The 14952-nt window shown below is 33.5% G+C and carries 15 protein-coding genes; 4 read left to right on the plus strand and 11 right to left on the minus strand.

Annotated features, from left to right (window positions below; all coding sequences use genetic code 11):
* Positions 1-24: 24 nt before the first annotated feature.
* Positions 25-978 carry an L-threonylcarbamoyladenylate synthase gene (locus QYS49_RS09230; RefSeq protein WP_308351505.1) on the minus strand — a complete coding sequence of 318 codons (954 nt, stop codon included), beginning with the start codon at positions 976-978 and terminating at the stop codon, positions 25-27.
* Positions 979-1078: 100 nt separating this feature from the next.
* Between QYS49_RS09230 and QYS49_RS09235 the strand changes: the two genes are divergently transcribed.
* Positions 1079-1240 (plus strand): hypothetical protein, encoded by a 162-nt coding sequence (locus QYS49_RS09235; RefSeq protein WP_308351506.1) that lies wholly within the window; start codon positions 1079-1081, stop codon positions 1238-1240.
* A gap of 58 nt (positions 1241-1298) precedes the next feature.
* Here the strand turns inward: QYS49_RS09235 and QYS49_RS09240 are convergent, their stop codons facing one another.
* The 9 genes from QYS49_RS09240 to QYS49_RS09280 form a co-directional block, all read right to left on the minus strand.
* Positions 1299-1931 carry a tetratricopeptide repeat protein gene (locus tag QYS49_RS09240; protein WP_308351507.1) on the minus strand — a complete coding sequence of 211 codons (633 nt, stop codon included), beginning with the start codon at positions 1929-1931 and terminating at the stop codon, positions 1299-1301.
* Positions 1932-2191: 260 nt separating this feature from the next.
* The gene (locus QYS49_RS09245; RefSeq protein ID WP_308351508.1) at positions 2192-3247 is read right to left on the minus strand and encodes a saccharopine dehydrogenase family protein; all 1056 of its coding nucleotides are present in this window, start codon (positions 3245-3247) and stop codon (positions 2192-2194) included.
* Positions 3237-3773: an NUDIX hydrolase gene (locus QYS49_RS09250; protein WP_308351509.1), complete on the minus strand. Its 537-nt coding sequence runs from the start codon at positions 3771-3773 to the stop codon at positions 3237-3239. Before QYS49_RS09250 ends, QYS49_RS09245 begins: the two co-directional genes overlap by 11 nt.
* A gap of 66 nt (positions 3774-3839) precedes the next feature.
* A complete protein-coding gene (locus QYS49_RS09255) occupies positions 3840-4283 on the minus strand; it encodes a hypothetical protein (protein WP_308351510.1) in 444 nt (147 codons plus the stop codon).
* Between the two features lie 98 nt (positions 4284-4381).
* Positions 4382-4999, minus strand: a complete 618-nt coding sequence (locus QYS49_RS09260) for an ABC transporter ATP-binding protein (protein ID WP_308351511.1) — start codon at positions 4997-4999, stop codon at positions 4382-4384.
* Between the two features lie 96 nt (positions 5000-5095).
* The gene (lpxA, locus tag QYS49_RS09265; protein WP_308351512.1) at positions 5096-5875 is read right to left on the minus strand and encodes an acyl-ACP--UDP-N-acetylglucosamine O-acyltransferase; all 780 of its coding nucleotides are present in this window, start codon (positions 5873-5875) and stop codon (positions 5096-5098) included.
* 50 nt (positions 5876-5925) lie between these two features.
* Positions 5926-7320 carry a bifunctional UDP-3-O-[3-hydroxymyristoyl] N-acetylglucosamine deacetylase/3-hydroxyacyl-ACP dehydratase gene (locus QYS49_RS09270; RefSeq protein ID WP_308351513.1) on the minus strand — a complete coding sequence of 465 codons (1395 nt, stop codon included), beginning with the start codon at positions 7318-7320 and terminating at the stop codon, positions 5926-5928.
* Positions 7321-8370 carry a UDP-3-O-(3-hydroxymyristoyl)glucosamine N-acyltransferase gene (gene lpxD / locus QYS49_RS09275; RefSeq protein WP_308351514.1) on the minus strand — a complete coding sequence of 350 codons (1050 nt, stop codon included), beginning with the start codon at positions 8368-8370 and terminating at the stop codon, positions 7321-7323.
* Between the two features lie 25 nt (positions 8371-8395).
* Positions 8396-9616, minus strand: a complete 1221-nt coding sequence (locus tag QYS49_RS09280; RefSeq protein WP_308351515.1) for an HD domain-containing protein — start codon at positions 9614-9616, stop codon at positions 8396-8398.
* A gap of 32 nt (positions 9617-9648) precedes the next feature.
* Between QYS49_RS09280 and porX the strand changes: the two genes are divergently transcribed.
* Genes porX through QYS49_RS09295 form a run of 3 tightly spaced genes read left to right on the plus strand, consistent with a single transcriptional unit; the run spans position 9649 to position 12872 of the window.
* Entirely contained in the window at positions 9649-11211 is a 1563-nt protein-coding gene (gene porX, locus QYS49_RS09285) for a T9SS response regulator signal transducer PorX (RefSeq protein WP_308351516.1), read from the plus strand.
* The gene (tsaE, locus tag QYS49_RS09290; protein WP_308351517.1) at positions 11201-11650 is read left to right on the plus strand and encodes a tRNA (adenosine(37)-N6)-threonylcarbamoyltransferase complex ATPase subunit type 1 TsaE; all 450 of its coding nucleotides are present in this window, start codon (positions 11201-11203) and stop codon (positions 11648-11650) included. The genes porX and tsaE overlap by 11 nt, the downstream gene beginning before the upstream one ends.
* Positions 11643-12872 carry an alanine dehydrogenase gene (locus tag QYS49_RS09295; RefSeq protein WP_308351518.1) on the plus strand — a complete coding sequence of 410 codons (1230 nt, stop codon included), beginning with the start codon at positions 11643-11645 and terminating at the stop codon, positions 12870-12872. Before tsaE ends, QYS49_RS09295 begins: the two co-directional genes overlap by 8 nt.
* Here QYS49_RS09295 and QYS49_RS09300 read toward each other — a convergent pair.
* The gene (locus QYS49_RS09300; RefSeq protein WP_308351520.1) at positions 12869-14932 is read right to left on the minus strand and encodes a SpoIIE family protein phosphatase; all 2064 of its coding nucleotides are present in this window, start codon (positions 14930-14932) and stop codon (positions 12869-12871) included. The genes QYS49_RS09295 and QYS49_RS09300 overlap by 4 nt on opposite strands.
* Positions 14933-14952 lie beyond the last annotated feature (20 nt).

Raw genomic sequence — 14952 nt, forward strand, 5'->3', positions numbered from 1 at the left:
GAGTTATAATTATGGTTATAAAATTTATTCTTTTACGGCTGCTCTTTGCAGTCGATCGTTTATTGCTTTTCCCAATCCCTCAGAAGGTACTTTTTCAGTAATGATCAAATCTACATTACTCTCATCTAATTTACGAAGATGCGAAAATAAGTTTTTAGCTGCTTCGTGCATATCTTTAGTTTTCGAGAGTACTAATGACATTTCTACGTCCTTATAAAACTTTGAAAATGATAAAACCCCTATTTTTGATTGAGGATTCTGTTTGATTAATTCTTTAATATTCCCTAGAATTATATTTTTTCGAGGAGCGTAATGACTTTTGAGCATACCTGGTGCATCAGGTTTTGAACTCGAATGTGGTAATGTTTTTACTTTACCAATTAATTTTTCGATTTCATCTACTTCCAAACCTCCTAATCGATAGATAACTGTTTCTCCATTTTCAAATCCCACTATAGTGGATTCTATTCCTACTTCGCTAATTTTTCCTTCTAAAATAAAAGGCAATTTATCGCCTAGCTGTTGTTGAACATGCTGGGAATTGGTTGGACTGATATATCCAAAAGGATTTGCACTGGGAGCCGCCAATGGGTAGTCCAGTATTTTAAGTAAGCTTAATGCTTTTGGGTGATTTGGGATGCGAAAAGCTACCCTGTCTAAGCCTGAGCAGGTTAAATCAGGTATTTTATCATTTCGCTCCAATAAAATGGTAAGAGGGCCAGGCCAAAAAGCTTTTGCTAGTATTTTGGCAGTATCTGGAATCTCTTTTACATATTCACTTATTGCCTCTAAACTGTGTGAGTGTAGAATCAAAGGGTCGAAGTGAGGACGATTTTTGACCTCAAAAATCTTACTTACTACATCAGCTTTTAGCCCATTACCTGCTAGCCCATATACAGTTTCAGTAGGAAACCCGATTAGGTTATCAGTATCTAGTAATTTTTTTGCTTTATTGATATCGCTATTGATTTCTGCCATAATTCAGAAGGCGAATTTAAGTTATTTTTTTATTGATGTCACAGATTTGTAAATTGAGAATGATATATTTAAACTTGAAATCACCAAAACAGATAAAACTATGAGCAGAAAATCTAGGAATCTAATAAAACTAGTAGCTATTATAATAGTATTGGTATTAGTTTTTATGGAATTAGGAATTATTGCTATTCCAGCACTAGCAACCTATAAATTTTGGTTAAGTGTTGTAGCATTCGCAATGGTATTGTTAGCCTCAAGGTAATAAATTAAAAAGGCTGTCAAAAACTCCACGTTTAAGACAGCCTTTTTAGTCATTTCTTTTATTTACAGAATTTTTCTAATGCCTCTATGGCATCTTGAAAACCTCTGTTTTTAGCTTTTATTAAATCATCGCAACCTTCACTTTTCTTGTCGGTATTGATTTTGATAAAACCACTCCAATAATAACTTTCCCCATTTTCAGGATTAATTTTCAAGCTTAAATTTAATAAGCTATCTGCTTTGTTGAATGAGCCAAACTGCAACAATGTTTTCGCACTATTAAGATATGGTATATGATTATTTGGAGAAAGTTTAATTGCAAATCTATTATCTTCTAAGGCTGCATCATATTGTTTTAATTCAAATAATGCTGTGGCTCTGTTGATATATAAATCTGCATCATTAGGGCGTAAATCTATTGCCTTGTTGTAATCTAACAAAGCTTTTTCGTAATATTTGGTCTCTAAATGTACATTTCCTCTATTATAATACGGCTTATAATTAGAAGAATCTTTTTTTATTGATTTTGTAAAATCATCTATTGACTTCGAATAATCTAATATTTGCAGATGCGCTACACCCCGCATATTGTATGCGTCTGCATTATCATTATTCTTAGAAATTACCTTGTCTAAGTAATTTATAGCCTCTTTATAATTTTCTGATTGCATGTTCTTTCTACTTTCGGTCATTAGTTCTTGTTCAGAAGGGCTGCAAGCGAAAAATAATATTGAGCAAATTAGTAATATAATAGTGTTAACTTTGAACATATGTTTAAACAATTAATGTTGTAATATATAAAAAACCTTACATGAATGACTTAAATGTTGTTTGTGCTGTTTTCGTTAAAAAAAAGCGTTTTACATTTGTATTAAGCTTTACGATTCATTTATTCAAATGGGCGTAATTTTAAGGTTGATAGTTTACCCCGGTTTGGTTCACCGGGGTTTTTTTATGCCTTGTCAATTCTTTCTACATTTTCAAATTCCATTATGAAATCCTTACCAAATGCTTGTGACGGAGTTAAATAGCCTTTTGAAGGATTTTTATCTAGTTTTAGAGCAGAAACTAATGCTGTTTTGGCTGTTAGGAAATATGCTTCTGGAGTAATTAATTCGGCTTTAAAACTATTTCCAGCATCATCCATTATCTTTCCAATCACATAAGTTTTGCCAGATTTTAGATTATCTTCTTTTGGCCCAGAAACAGAGTTTTCTATTCTTCTTCTTACTAATTTTTGGATCCAGCCAATCCCTAAAAGAAACTTTAAATTTCTATATTTCTTGATTTTCTTGATCATTTTAAGACTAGCGCCACTAAATACCTTAATGTTGGGGATTTGCGTTTGATGGTAGCTTGTCATTAAATCACCCCAAGGAATAGTCATACACCACTGTTTTTTATGTGGAAATTCTATTTCTTTTACATCATATGCTAATGGCACATTTTTAATTTCTCCATTTTCTCTTATAAATCCACCTTTTGCAATGTTTTTAGCCATTGTAACTGCTGTACCTCGTGACATACCAGTTTTTGAGCCTACAAATGCTAATTCCAATGATGTACCACTAGGGAGTTTATCTTTTAAATAGCCAGCTAGGCAATCGGTAGGTACTACATCAAAGCCAACGCCAGGAATGAGAGCAATTCCTGCTTTTATAGCTTGTTCATGATATTTCATTACATCTTCAAAAACCCAGATTTCGCCTGTAATGTCAAGGTAATTAGTTTTTGATTTTATGCATGCTTCTACCATCGGAACTGCTGTTTCTGAAAATGGACCAGCACAATGAATTACGGTATGGAAGTCTTTTAATAATCTTTCTAATTTATCTGTATCGTTTAATTCAACGATATGATACGGAAAACCAGTTTCTCTAGCTATTGATTGAATTGCTTTTTCATTTCTGCCAGCAATTTCTACGTTTATTCCCTTTCTCTTGGCTTCTTGCGTAATTAATTTTCCGGTATAACCGTTAGCGCCATATATCAGAATCTTATAGTCCATTTAATAAGTTTTTTGATTTTTTGACCATTCTCAAAATTGAAGGCTCTTGTGTTAAGGTTTCTACTTCTTTTATTTTAATCCATTGAAAGTCATTGCTTTCATGATTTATTCGAGTTTTTTCATTACTCTCGCAAAAATAAGCAAACCTAACGTCATAATGGTAATGTTCGGGAATTCCTTTATTCTCTGGAATAAGATGGATGTCGATGTCATAAACATCATTTGAAACTAACTTTAAATTTTCAAGACCGGTTTCTTCATTTACTTCTTTTCTGGCTACTTTTTCCAAATCTGTTTCACCATCTGCATGGCCACCTGGCTGTAGCCACTTATTAAGCTTTTTGTGATGCAGTAACAATATTTCCTTTGAATGACTATTGATAATCCAAGCGGAGGCTGTAAAGTGTGCCTCTAAGTTATTTCTACTGAATGCTTTTTTGCCTTTTGCTTCGTAAAGCTCCAGCATTTTATTTTTATATTCTTCTTCCTTTTCTGAGAGCGGTCTGTATTGCTTTAGTGCTTCCATTTTAAGCTAGAATGGGTAAAAAAAAAGCCGTCATTTGACGGCTTTAAATATTGATTTAAATTAGATTTAGTTAGCTAATTCTAAATTTAAAGTAATGCTAGTTGGATCATCTGTACCTTTTGGGAATGGTGCAGAATAAGATAATGATAAATTACCGTTATCTTTATTCAAAGAGGCAATCGTTAAATCTTTACCTGGGCTCAATGAAACAACATCTAGATTTTCATTTAAAGAAAATGTACCTTCAGCAGCTAAAGTTTCACCATGATTTAAATTTGCATCAGTAAATGCTTCTATGTCGGATACTTCATATGCAGCACCTTCAACAGTAAATGTTATGGAAACTCCAGATAATGCTTCATCTAAAACATTTGCTCCAACAATATTCCAAGTACCTTTTAATTCTTCAATTTTTTTCTCTTCTGCAGTTGGCTCGTCTTTTTTACATGAGCTAAGTATTACAACAAATGATAATGCTAAAAAGCTTAATAGTTTAATGTTCCTTTTCATAATGAATTAATTAGTGATTTGTATTCTAAAGTTTAAAAGTCTGAATTATTGTTCATAATCCAATAAAATATTTATTTTTTTTTATGTAGTGTTTCAAATTAATTATCCCCAATATTAATCAATTTTTTTGCAAAATCATTGTATTCTATTGGGTTATTTGATGCAATTAAGGTGATTCTTTCGTCAGAAGTCCTTCTCAATAAGTCTTTATACCATTCTATTCCTTTTGAGTCTAAATGTGATGTTGGCTCATCCAATAGAAGTACCTTAGCTTCAAAACAACAGCATAAAATTAACTTTAACCTTTGCTGCATTCCAGATGAAAATTCTGCAATAGGTTTATTCATGCTTTGAGCCAAATTTGCATTGTTTATTTCATTCATTATATCTGTGCCGAAAAGGCTGTTTTTGAATTTTGAATGAAAATCTAAGTGTTCTTTTAATGTATATTCTTCAATTAAGTTTAGATAAGGAGCAGCAATGCCTAATAATTGATAAATATTTTCTTTTTCTACCAATTTACCGTTTTCGATAAAATTAACTTTGCCTTTACTAGGTGCAATCACCCCCGCAATAATCTTAATAAATGTAGATTTCCCACTTCCATTTTCTCCTGTAATGGCATAAGTATTATTTGTTTCGAATGTCTGATTCAAATTTTCAAATAACTTATTCTTCGGGTATTTTTTGCTGAGCCCTTCAAGAGTTAATTGCATAGGATGCTTTTTAAGATATCTCTATATGAAATAAACATTCTAATTATGGGTATTTCATTAAAATTGCGCCATTAGTATATTTCACTTAGTTTCTATTCAGTTTCCGTAGCCTTTCATGATACCTCTTTCAGATTTTCTAACAAAAGCAGTTATATTATCTCTTTCTTCACTACTTCTGATTAAAGTTTCTATATTTTCAAGTGCTTCGGCATTGTTTTTACCACTTAAATAGAGACTCCTATAGATTTCTTGAATATCATTGATTCTTTCATTGCTAAATCCTCTTCTTCTAAGTCCAACGGAATTAATACCACAATAAGTAAGAGGTTCACGAGCTGCTTTAACATAAGGAGGGACGTCTTTTCTGACCAATGAACCACCAGATATCATCACATGACTACCGATCTTTACAAATTGATGAATGGCTGTTGCACCACCAATTATAGCCCAATCATCTATGGAAACATGCCCTCCAACTTGAACTGAATTTACCAAAATGCAATTATCTCCTATCATACAGTCATGAGCGATATGTACATAAGCCATAATTAAAGTTTTTGAACCAATTTTCGTAACTTTTCTATCGTTTGTACCTCGGCTGATGTTAACATATTCTCTAATCACTGTGTCATCACCAATTTCAGTAGTAGTGACTTCACCGCTAAATTTTAAATCTTGGGGCACAGCAGAAATAGTAGCACCTGAATAGATTTTACAGTTTTTACCGATTCTGGCTCCTGAGTTTATCGTGACATTAGGCCCTATCCAAGTGCCGTTTCCAATTTCTACATCTTTGTCAATGAATGTAAAAGGTTCGATTATGACATCCTTACCTATTTTTGCATCAGGATGAATATAATTTAATGACTTGTCCATGTAAATAATTTTATAAGCAAAACATGCTTTTTCTAACCTTAATTAAGGTTTTATTCTTCTTCTTTTTTAACAATTCTAGCGGTAAGCGTTGCTTCACTCACTACACTATTTCCTACATACGCATATCCTTGCATTTTGGCTATTCCTCTTTTTATAGGAGCTAAAAGTTCGCACTTTAGGATTATAGTATCACCGGGCCTCACCATTTTTCTAAATCTGCAATTATCGATACCTAAAAAATAAGTCCAATATTCTGAAGGCTCATCAACGGAACTAAGAACTAAAATTCCTCCTGTCTGAGCCATTGCTTCAATTTGTAAAACACCCGGCATTACAGGGTTTCCAGGGAAATGACCCTGAAAGAAATTTTCGTTAATGGTGATATTCTTTAAACCTATTACTGTTTTGTGGTCTTGGTGAATAATTTTGTCTACCAATTGAAAAGGATATCTATGGCGCAACATTGCAGAGATGCCATCAATATCCATAACAGGTTCTGCATTAGGATCGTATTTGGGAGCAGACTTTTCTGATTTTTTAATATACTTTTTGATTTTCTGTGCGAAAGCCACATTAGTAGAATGTCCAGGTCGAGCAGCTAAGATTTGTCCTTTAATTGGTCTTCCTACTAAAGCTAAATCACCTACTACATCTAGTAACTTATGTCGAGCAGGTTCATTCTTAAATCTCAGTTCAATATTGTCAAGGATCCCTTCTTCTTTAACTTCAATATGAGGTTTGTCGAAAATTTTAGCAAGTTCTTTTAACTCTTCATCAGAAACTAATTTATCAACCACAACAATGGCATTATTTAAATCACCACCTTTTATTAAATTGTTATTATAAAGTTGTTGAAGTTCATGAAGGAATACAAAAGTCCTACAAGTTGAAATTTCTTTTTTAAATTCTGCTATATTATTTAAAGAGGCATGCTGGCTACCCAAAACTTTAGAGTTATAGTCTATCATAACCGTAACTCTGTAGTCATCAACAGGCAATAGTGCCATCTCTACATTTTTCTCATCATCTGTCAGGAAAAGGCCTTCGGGAACTTCAAAGAAGTTTCTTAGTGCATTTTGCTCTTCTAAACCTACTGATTCCAATGCTTCATAGAAAAGCTTAGCACTTCCATCCATGATAGGTGTTTCAGGACCATCTACTTCTATTAAAACATTGTCAATTTGTAAACCCACCAAAGCAGACAAAACATGTTCTACTGTTGATACTCTAGCTTCACCTCTAGCAATAGTAGTACCTCTTGAAGTGTCTACCACTAAATCGGCATCAGCTTCGATGATTGGCTTTTCAGGAAGATCTACTCTTTGAAATTTAATTCCACTATCGATTTCATCAGGCTTGAAGGTTAAAGTGACTTTATGGCCAGTGTGAAGTCCTACACCAGAAACACTTACCGCTTTTTTAATAGTGTGCTGCTTATTATACATTTAGTTCTTTTTTTCAGACGGCAAATTTAAAACTATTTTTTCCAATTGCTGAATTTGTTGGTGTAATTCCGGCAACCTTTTAAATAAAGTACTGGCTTTAAGGAATTGCTTATGTTCAAAACCAATCATTCCTGATAGAATTGTACCGCTTTGTTTTACGGACTTAGATATACCGGCCTTGGCACTAACTGTAGTACGATCAGCGATTTCAATATGTCCTACTATTCCAACTTGACCCGCTATTACGCAGTTTTTACCCACTTTTGTGCTTCCTGATATCCCGGCTTGAGAAGCAACTACAGTATTTTCGCCAACCTCAACATTATGCGCTATTTGAACTAAATTGTCTAATTTCGCTCCTTTTCTGATAATGGTTGAACCCAATGTGGCGCAATCAATAGTGGTGTTGGCTCCAATGCTTACATTATCTTCTAAAATAACATTTCCTAATTGTGGAATTGTTTTATAAGTTCCGTCTGATTGCGGAGCAAAACCGAATCCATCGCTTCCGATCACTGCACCTGCTTGAATATTACAGTTAATCCCAATTTTAGAATCGGCATAAATCTTTACACCTTGATAAATTATAGAATTGTCACCAATTACAACGTTATCACCTATGTGAGCTTGAGGATAGATCTTTACATTATTTCCAATCTTTACATTATTTCCAATATATGAAAATGCCCCTCTGTAAATATTTTCACCCACAGAGCTTCCTTCCCCGATAAAAGATGGATCTTCCACGCCCAATTTTGCATAGGACATAATCTTATTATATTCTTCCAATAATTGAGTAAAGGCAGAATACGGATCTTCCACCTTTATTAAAGCCGGTTTAATGGTTTTTTTAGGTAGGAAATTCTTTTTTACTATGATGGCTGCTGCATCTGATGTATAGATGTGGTTTTCATATTTTTCATTAGAAAGAAAGCTAATTGTTTTGGCTTTTCCCTCTTCAATTTTTCCCAGATTATCGACTACTCGTTCTCCATCGCCTTCAACCGTGCCTCCGATCATTCCAGCTATTTGATTTACGCTAAACTCCATTTAAAATAGTTATGGTTGCTATAATTTACAAAGATACGTTTTTAGGTAGGCATAGGTAATATTTTTTGACAATTTTACTCATAGCTTTGATGTTTGGTAAATCGGCTGCTTGAGCTATGTCCATCAAATGCCCTTTTTTAGTTATTATTTTAATGCTTTTCCCACCTTCTACATAGGCTGAATTTGTAACCTCACCATGAGAAAGGAAAAAGGCTGCTTCTTTATTTAATAAATTAAACTCTTGAGCAATTTTTGCTTTTAGCGCATTGATATCAGTTTTTTTAAGCGGTTCGTTTCCTAATTTTATTTTAAATAAATCGCGTTGAAGAATTCGTTGACTTAAATTTTTAAGCACTTTATCTTTATTGCTTTCCCAAACTTTTATGGCATGCCAGATATCAGAATCATCTAATTTAGAAAATTGATGAACGATTTCCGGTTTCTCTTGAAATTCTTCTAAAGTGAAATCATTTTCCAGAAAATATTTTAAAGCAGGCGAGATATTATCCAAACTATGCACTTCTTTTGCTCTACTCATCAAGTGAACCAACATCCTTTCAGCACTTAAAGCTGTTTTATGCAAGTAAACTTGCCAATACATCAATCTTCTGGCATTAAGGAAATTTTCAATACTATAAATGGCTTTTTCTTCTACCACAATTTCATCCTCAATCACGTCTAAATGACTAATGATTCTATCTACACTTATATTTCCTTCTGATACTCCTGTATAAAATGAGTCTCTATTAAGATAATCTAGCCTATCCACATCCAATTGACTAGAAATCAATTGATGGAAGAATTTTCTTTTATATGAGTTTTTGAACATTGCAATGGCAGTGTCCAACTGACCTGAAAATTCTTTATTGAGCATTTTCATAAATTGCAATGAAATATTTTCATGCGTAATTCCTTTTATCAAACTGTACTCTAAGGCATGAGAAAAAGGACCATGACCAATATCATGAAGTAAAATTGCAATTTGAGCGGACTCGTATTCTATTTCATTAATATTGACACCTTTTTCTTTTAAATGATCTAAAGCCAAGCCCATTAAATGGGTTGAGCCCAATGCATGATGAAAACGAGTATGAGTGGCACCGGGATAAACCAGTTCGCTCAAACCCAATTGCCGAATCCTGCGTAAGCGTTGGAAATAAGGGTGGTTGAAAATACTGAAAAGTAATTCACTTTTTATTGTAATGAATCCGTAAATAGGATCGTTTACCTTTTTTAACTTCTTCAATTCTAATAACTTTAAAGGCTCAAATATATACTATGCAAAATTATCAAATCTTATGGGCAGATGACGAAATAGATCTGCTTAAACCTCACATTATTTTTTTAGAAAACAAAGGTTATCAAATTACTCCAGTTAATAATGGTTCGGAGGCAGTAGATTTATGTAAAGAACAAAAATTTGATGTTGTTTTCCTAGATGAAAATATGCCCGGCATGACAGGGTTGGAAGCATTGAGCCTTATTAAAAGTAATAATCCTAATATTCCAGTAGTGATGATCACGAAAAGTGAAGAGGAATATATTATGGAGGAAGCTATTGGTTCCAAAATTGCTGATTATTTGATTAAACCGCTCAATCCTAATCAGATATTGCTTTCAGTTAAAAAGATTTTAGATAATAAGCGCTTAGTCACTGAGAAAACGAACCAAAGTTATCAGCAAGATTTTCGTAATATTAGTATGGCTTTTGGTGACGATATGGATCACCAAGAATGGGCTGAAATGTATAAAAAGCTTGTTTATTGGGATTTGGAAATCGATCAAACAGATGATCAGAGTATGTCTGAAGTGCTTTCTATGCAACATGTGGAGGCTAATACCAACTTCGCTAAGTTTATTGATGAAAATTATGAAGATTGGTTGAACGAATACCAAGATGAAGCACCTTTATTGAGTCACAAATTAATGGAAGAAAAGGTTTTTCCTAAGATGGGGGAGGAACCTGTATTTTTTATAGTGATTGATAATTTAAGGTTTGACCAATGGAAGTTGTTGGAGCCTGAAATTCTTAAATACTTTAATATTGAAGAAGAAGATAATTACTACTCTATTTTACCGACAACCACTGCTTATTCCAGAAATTCCATTTTCTCAGGATTATTACCAGATGAAATGGCGAAAAAGCATCCTGATTTGTGGGTGACTGAGGATGATGACGAAGGCAAAAACAACTTCGAAGATAAGTTTATCGAAAGACAAATGAAGCGGAAAAATGTCCAAGGTAAATTTACATACAATAAAATAGTGAATGTGAATCAGGGTAAACAAGTCTTGGATCATGTGTCCGCTATGATGGATCATGATTTGAATGTGTTGGTTTATAATTTTGTGGACATGCTTTCTCATGCAAGAACGGACATGAAAATGATTCGTGAATTAGCGCCTGATGAATCCGCATATCGTTCCTTGACAAAAAGCTGGTTTTTGCATTCTCCACTTCTTGAGTTATTGAAGAGGGTTTCTACAAAGAAAGCTAAGGTTGTGATTACCACCGATCATGGGACTATCAGGGTGAAAAAGCCATTTAAAATTGTGGGTGATCGAAATGTGAATAGCAATTTGAGATATAAACAAGGTAAAAATCTAGGGTATAAAAAAAGCAATGATGTTTTAGAAGTTCCTAAACCAGAAAGATTTCATTTGCCAACAATAAATGTGAGCACATCCTATGTATTCACCAAAGGAGAAAGCTTTTTTGCCTATCCAAATAATTATAATTACTACGTTAATTATTTTAAAGATACCTTTCAGCATGGAGGAGTTTCAATGGAAGAAATGATAATTCCCATTATTTCATTAACTTCGAAAGATGGAAAGTGAAATCTCTGAAAACATATCATTTTCGGACGTACATTTAGATGATTTGCCTCAAACAGTGGCTGAAATTTATTCTTTTGCAAAGAATTATAAAATTTGGCTATTTAAAGCTGAAATGGGTGGAGGAAAAACTACTTTTATTAGTCACCTGTGTGATTATTTAGAGGTGGAAGATCATGCCAGTAGCCCAACTTTTGGGCTGGTGAATGAATATTTGTCAGCTAAAGCAGGAGAAATCTATCATTTTGACTTCTACAGAATTAAAAATGAACAAGAAGCGTTTGAAATAGGAGTGGAGGATTATTTCTATTCTGATAAGTTATGCTTGATAGAGTGGCCGGAAATGATACCTTCTTTTATTCCAGATCAATTTTTATTGATTGAGATTTCCCTTTCCAAGGAACTGACAAAAAGGAATTTTAAAATAAGTAAGCATGGCTAAGGAGATTTCAAGAAAAGGGTTTGATGTTTTAGCAAGAAAAAGCGCCCTATATCCTCAAGAAGAGTTATTAGCTATTGAGCGTGGTAAAAATGCTATGCAAATAGGTATACCTAATGAGATTTCCTTACAAGAAAAAAGAGTTCCACTTACACCAGGAGCTGTTGCATTATTATCTAATAATGGACATGAAGTAATAGTGGAAAGCGGAATGGGATTGAGCAGTAACTTCACGGATAATGAATATAGCGATGCTGGAGCCAAAATAGTTTATTCATCCAAAGAGGCTTTTGAAGCGCAATTGGTAGTGAAAATAGAACCGCCCGTTAAGGAAGAAATAGAAATGTTCAAGCCGGGTAGTTTTTTAATTTCTGCACTTCAAGTTGGGCAATTAAATAAAGAATATTTTCAATTGATCAATGAAAAAAGGATAACCGCTATTGGAATTGAATTGATTGAAGATAAAGTGGGCGGCATGCCAATGGTGAGGGCAATGAGTGAAATAGCCGGTATTTCTGCTATTCAAATTGCCACCGAATTATTAAGTAATTTGAATGATGGTAAAGGTATTATTTTAGGTGGTATAACTGGTGTTAGACCTACTAAAGTTGTGATCCTAGGTGCTGGAACTGTTGGGGAATATGCCGCAAGAGCAGCTTTAGGTTTAGGTGCTAACATTGAAATTTATGATAATCATTTATATAAGCTAAGAAGAATTAAGCATGCTTTAGGTCAACCAATTCATACTAGTTCAATGGATACTGTTATGTTGAGTGATTCTTTGACTGAAGCTGATGTTTTAATTTGTGCTATTAGAGCCGAAAAGGGTAGAAGTGGATGTATTGTAAATGAAGAGATGGTCATGAATATGCGCAAAAATGCGGTGATTATTGATGTCAGTATTGATCAAGGTGGTTGTGTTGAAACTTCAGAAGTGACTTCTCACGATAATCCAACTTTTAAAAAATATGATGTGATTCATTATTGTGTACCCAACATAGCATCAAGAGTTTCGAGAACAGCAAGTAATGCCGTAAGTAATATTTTAACGCCTATGCTGCTTCAAGCGGGTGATGTTGGAGGAATTGAAGAAATGATATTTTCTCATTCATGGTTTATGAAAGGCGTTTACACGTATAAAGGTAGCCTAACAAATATGCATATTGCTAAAAAATTCGATTTGAAATATAAAGAATTGAGTTTGTTGATGGCGGCCAGATTCTAAGTCAATCTAAAACCTATCAAAAGCATATCATCCACTTGTTCTGCAGTTCCTTTCCAATTCTCAACCATTTCTTTAATCTGCTTTTCTTGCTTATGAGCAGCATCTTTATGGATAGCCTCTAAATTTCTCCTTAAACGCTTTATCCCCAGTTTCTTATCTTTTGAGCCACCAAATTGGTCTTGAATTCCATCTGAAAAAAGGTAAATCATTATTGAATTATCAATGGAGATAGTATGGTTTTTAAATTCCATTTTTTGATGGCTAATAAAGCTTTCTCCAATTGAATACCGATTATCTCTTATAGTATTTAAATCTCCATTTTCGAAATAAACTAATTTGTGTCCAGCTCCTGAAAACACTAATTTGTCATCATGGATGGCACAGAGTCCTATTTCCATTCCATCATTGCCATAGCTTTCATCTTGCTTTAACATAATTCTCAACCTCCTATCCATCTCAGTCAAAACTTCAGCCGGTTGATTATAATCCAATTCAATAATTACTTGAGATAACAGGGCATCTGCGATCATGCTCATAAATGCACCAGGAACTCCATGCCCTGTGCAATCGATAGAAGCAATAAATTTAATTTCTTTTCCATCAATTTTTTTCTGGTGAAACCAATAGAAATCGCCACTTACAATATCTCTGGCTTTATAAAATATGAAAGACTCAGGTATTGATTTCTTGATTGTTTTTAAATCTGGTAAAAGTGAATTTTGAATCTTTTGTGCATAGTTGATGCTGTCAGTAACATCCTTATTTCTTTTTTCTAATATGCTATAGGCTTCCGAAAGCTGGTCTCTGTGTGTTTCTATTTCTTCTTTTTGACTTTTGAGTTCTTCTGTCATTTCGCCCAACTGGAAATTTCTTTCTTCTATCTCTTTATTTTGAGAGTTCAATAACGTTAAAGCTTTTTGCTTCAATCGGTTTCTACTGATATATACAGGTAAAGACAACGCCAGAAGTAATAGAATAATTAAAGAGCCAAGAATTACAATGTTCTTTTGAGTGATGGATTCTTTAGTTAATTTACTTTCCTGCTTGAGTAAATTTATTTCAGCTTCTCTCTGCTTCGATTCATACAATTCTTGTAGTTCAAGAAATTTCTCCGCTGTTTCTTCACTATAGATTTTGTCGTTTGTCTCAACAAATCTCTTCAAGTCATTATAGGCTTGTGTGTTATCTCCCAAAGTTTTATGGATACTACTTCTGAGTTCGTATCCTTTCCTTAGATAATAGTTAGATTCCGATTTTTTAGCACTATTTATGGAGGAATCTGCAAATTGTAAGGCATTATTAAATTGCTTTTTCTTTACATAGATATTTGAAATAGTGAGGTATGCCTCACTTATAGCAGCATAATCCCGATCAGAAGTATATTGGATTTCCAAACCTCTTAAAAGGTAAATCAAGGCTTTGTCAAAATTATTATTTCTTTCTAAAGCCACGCCATAATTTAAATAGGCAATAGATCTAATATAATCCTCACTTTCATCTTCAAATTCCACTGCTTTCTCAGCATAATATTCAGCAGAATCAAATTCCTCCATGCGCACAAACATATCGGCTATGTTTAATAAGCCAATCATCTGATCTTGAGGCAGGTTGTTTTCCTTTGCATACCGAATATTGTATCGATAATATTCCAATGCTTTATCATAATTACCTATTTCATCATAAATAAGCGCAAGGTGGGTAATGATATAATCTATTAACTTTTCATTTTTTGATGCTTTAGCAATTTCATAAGCTTCTAAATTTATTTTTAAGGCCTTGTCGAGCGCCCCCAAATTATAGAATGAATAAGCAATCATTGCTTTTCCATATACGATATTAGTTGTGTCTTTTCTTTTTATAGCTAGATCCAGTAATTGTTCAGCATAGGAAATAGCTTTTTTATTATCATTGAATTGATATTTTGAGCTTAACTCATAGTATAAGCTCATCCGCTGAGAATCGGATTTCGCATTCTTTAAATCTTCTTTCAATTCTTTTATTGACTGACCAAAACAGCTCAGATTAAAAAAGACTAGAAAAATGAAAAATACTTTATGCACTTATACTTTTTTTATTATCT

Origin of the sequence: Marivirga salinae, from assembly GCF_030503855.1 — a bacterium.
GTDB lineage: Bacteria > Bacteroidota > Bacteroidia > Cytophagales > Cyclobacteriaceae > Marivirga > Marivirga salinarum.

Bases quoted from the DNA above. Each gene is read 5' to 3' on its own strand.
- lpxA (WP_308351512.1), bottom strand. From the start codon at position 5,875: ATGGACAAGTCATTAAATTATATTCATCCTGATGCAAAAATAGGTAAG.
- tsaE (WP_308351517.1), top strand. From the start codon at position 11,201: ATGGAAAGTGAAATCTCTGAAAACATATCATTTTCGGACGTACATTTA.
- porX (WP_308351516.1), top strand. From the start codon at position 9,649: ATGCAAAATTATCAAATCTTATGGGCAGATGACGAAATAGATCTGCTT.
- QYS49_RS09240 (WP_308351507.1), bottom strand. From the start codon at position 1,931: ATGACCGAAAGTAGAAAGAACATGCAATCAGAAAATTATAAAGAGGCT.
- QYS49_RS09250 (WP_308351509.1), bottom strand. From the start codon at position 3,773: ATGGAAGCACTAAAGCAATACAGACCGCTCTCAGAAAAGGAAGAAGAA.
- QYS49_RS09245 (WP_308351508.1), bottom strand. From the start codon at position 3,247: ATGGACTATAAGATTCTGATATATGGCGCTAACGGTTATACCGGAAAA.
- QYS49_RS09260 (WP_308351511.1), bottom strand. From the start codon at position 4,999: ATGCAATTAACTCTTGAAGGGCTCAGCAAAAAATACCCGAAGAATAAG.
- QYS49_RS09295 (WP_308351518.1), top strand. From the start codon at position 11,643: ATGGCTAAGGAGATTTCAAGAAAAGGGTTTGATGTTTTAGCAAGAAAA.
- lpxD (WP_308351514.1), bottom strand. From the start codon at position 8,370: ATGGAGTTTAGCGTAAATCAAATAGCTGGAATGATCGGAGGCACGGTT.
- QYS49_RS09270 (WP_308351513.1), bottom strand. From the start codon at position 7,320: ATGTATAATAAGCAGCACACTATTAAAAAAGCGGTAAGTGTTTCTGGT.
- QYS49_RS09230 (WP_308351505.1), bottom strand. From the start codon at position 978: ATGGCAGAAATCAATAGCGATATCAATAAAGCAAAAAAATTACTAGAT.
- QYS49_RS09235 (WP_308351506.1), top strand. From the start codon at position 1,079: ATGAGCAGAAAATCTAGGAATCTAATAAAACTAGTAGCTATTATAATA.
- QYS49_RS09255 (WP_308351510.1), bottom strand. From the start codon at position 4,283: ATGAAAAGGAACATTAAACTATTAAGCTTTTTAGCATTATCATTTGTT.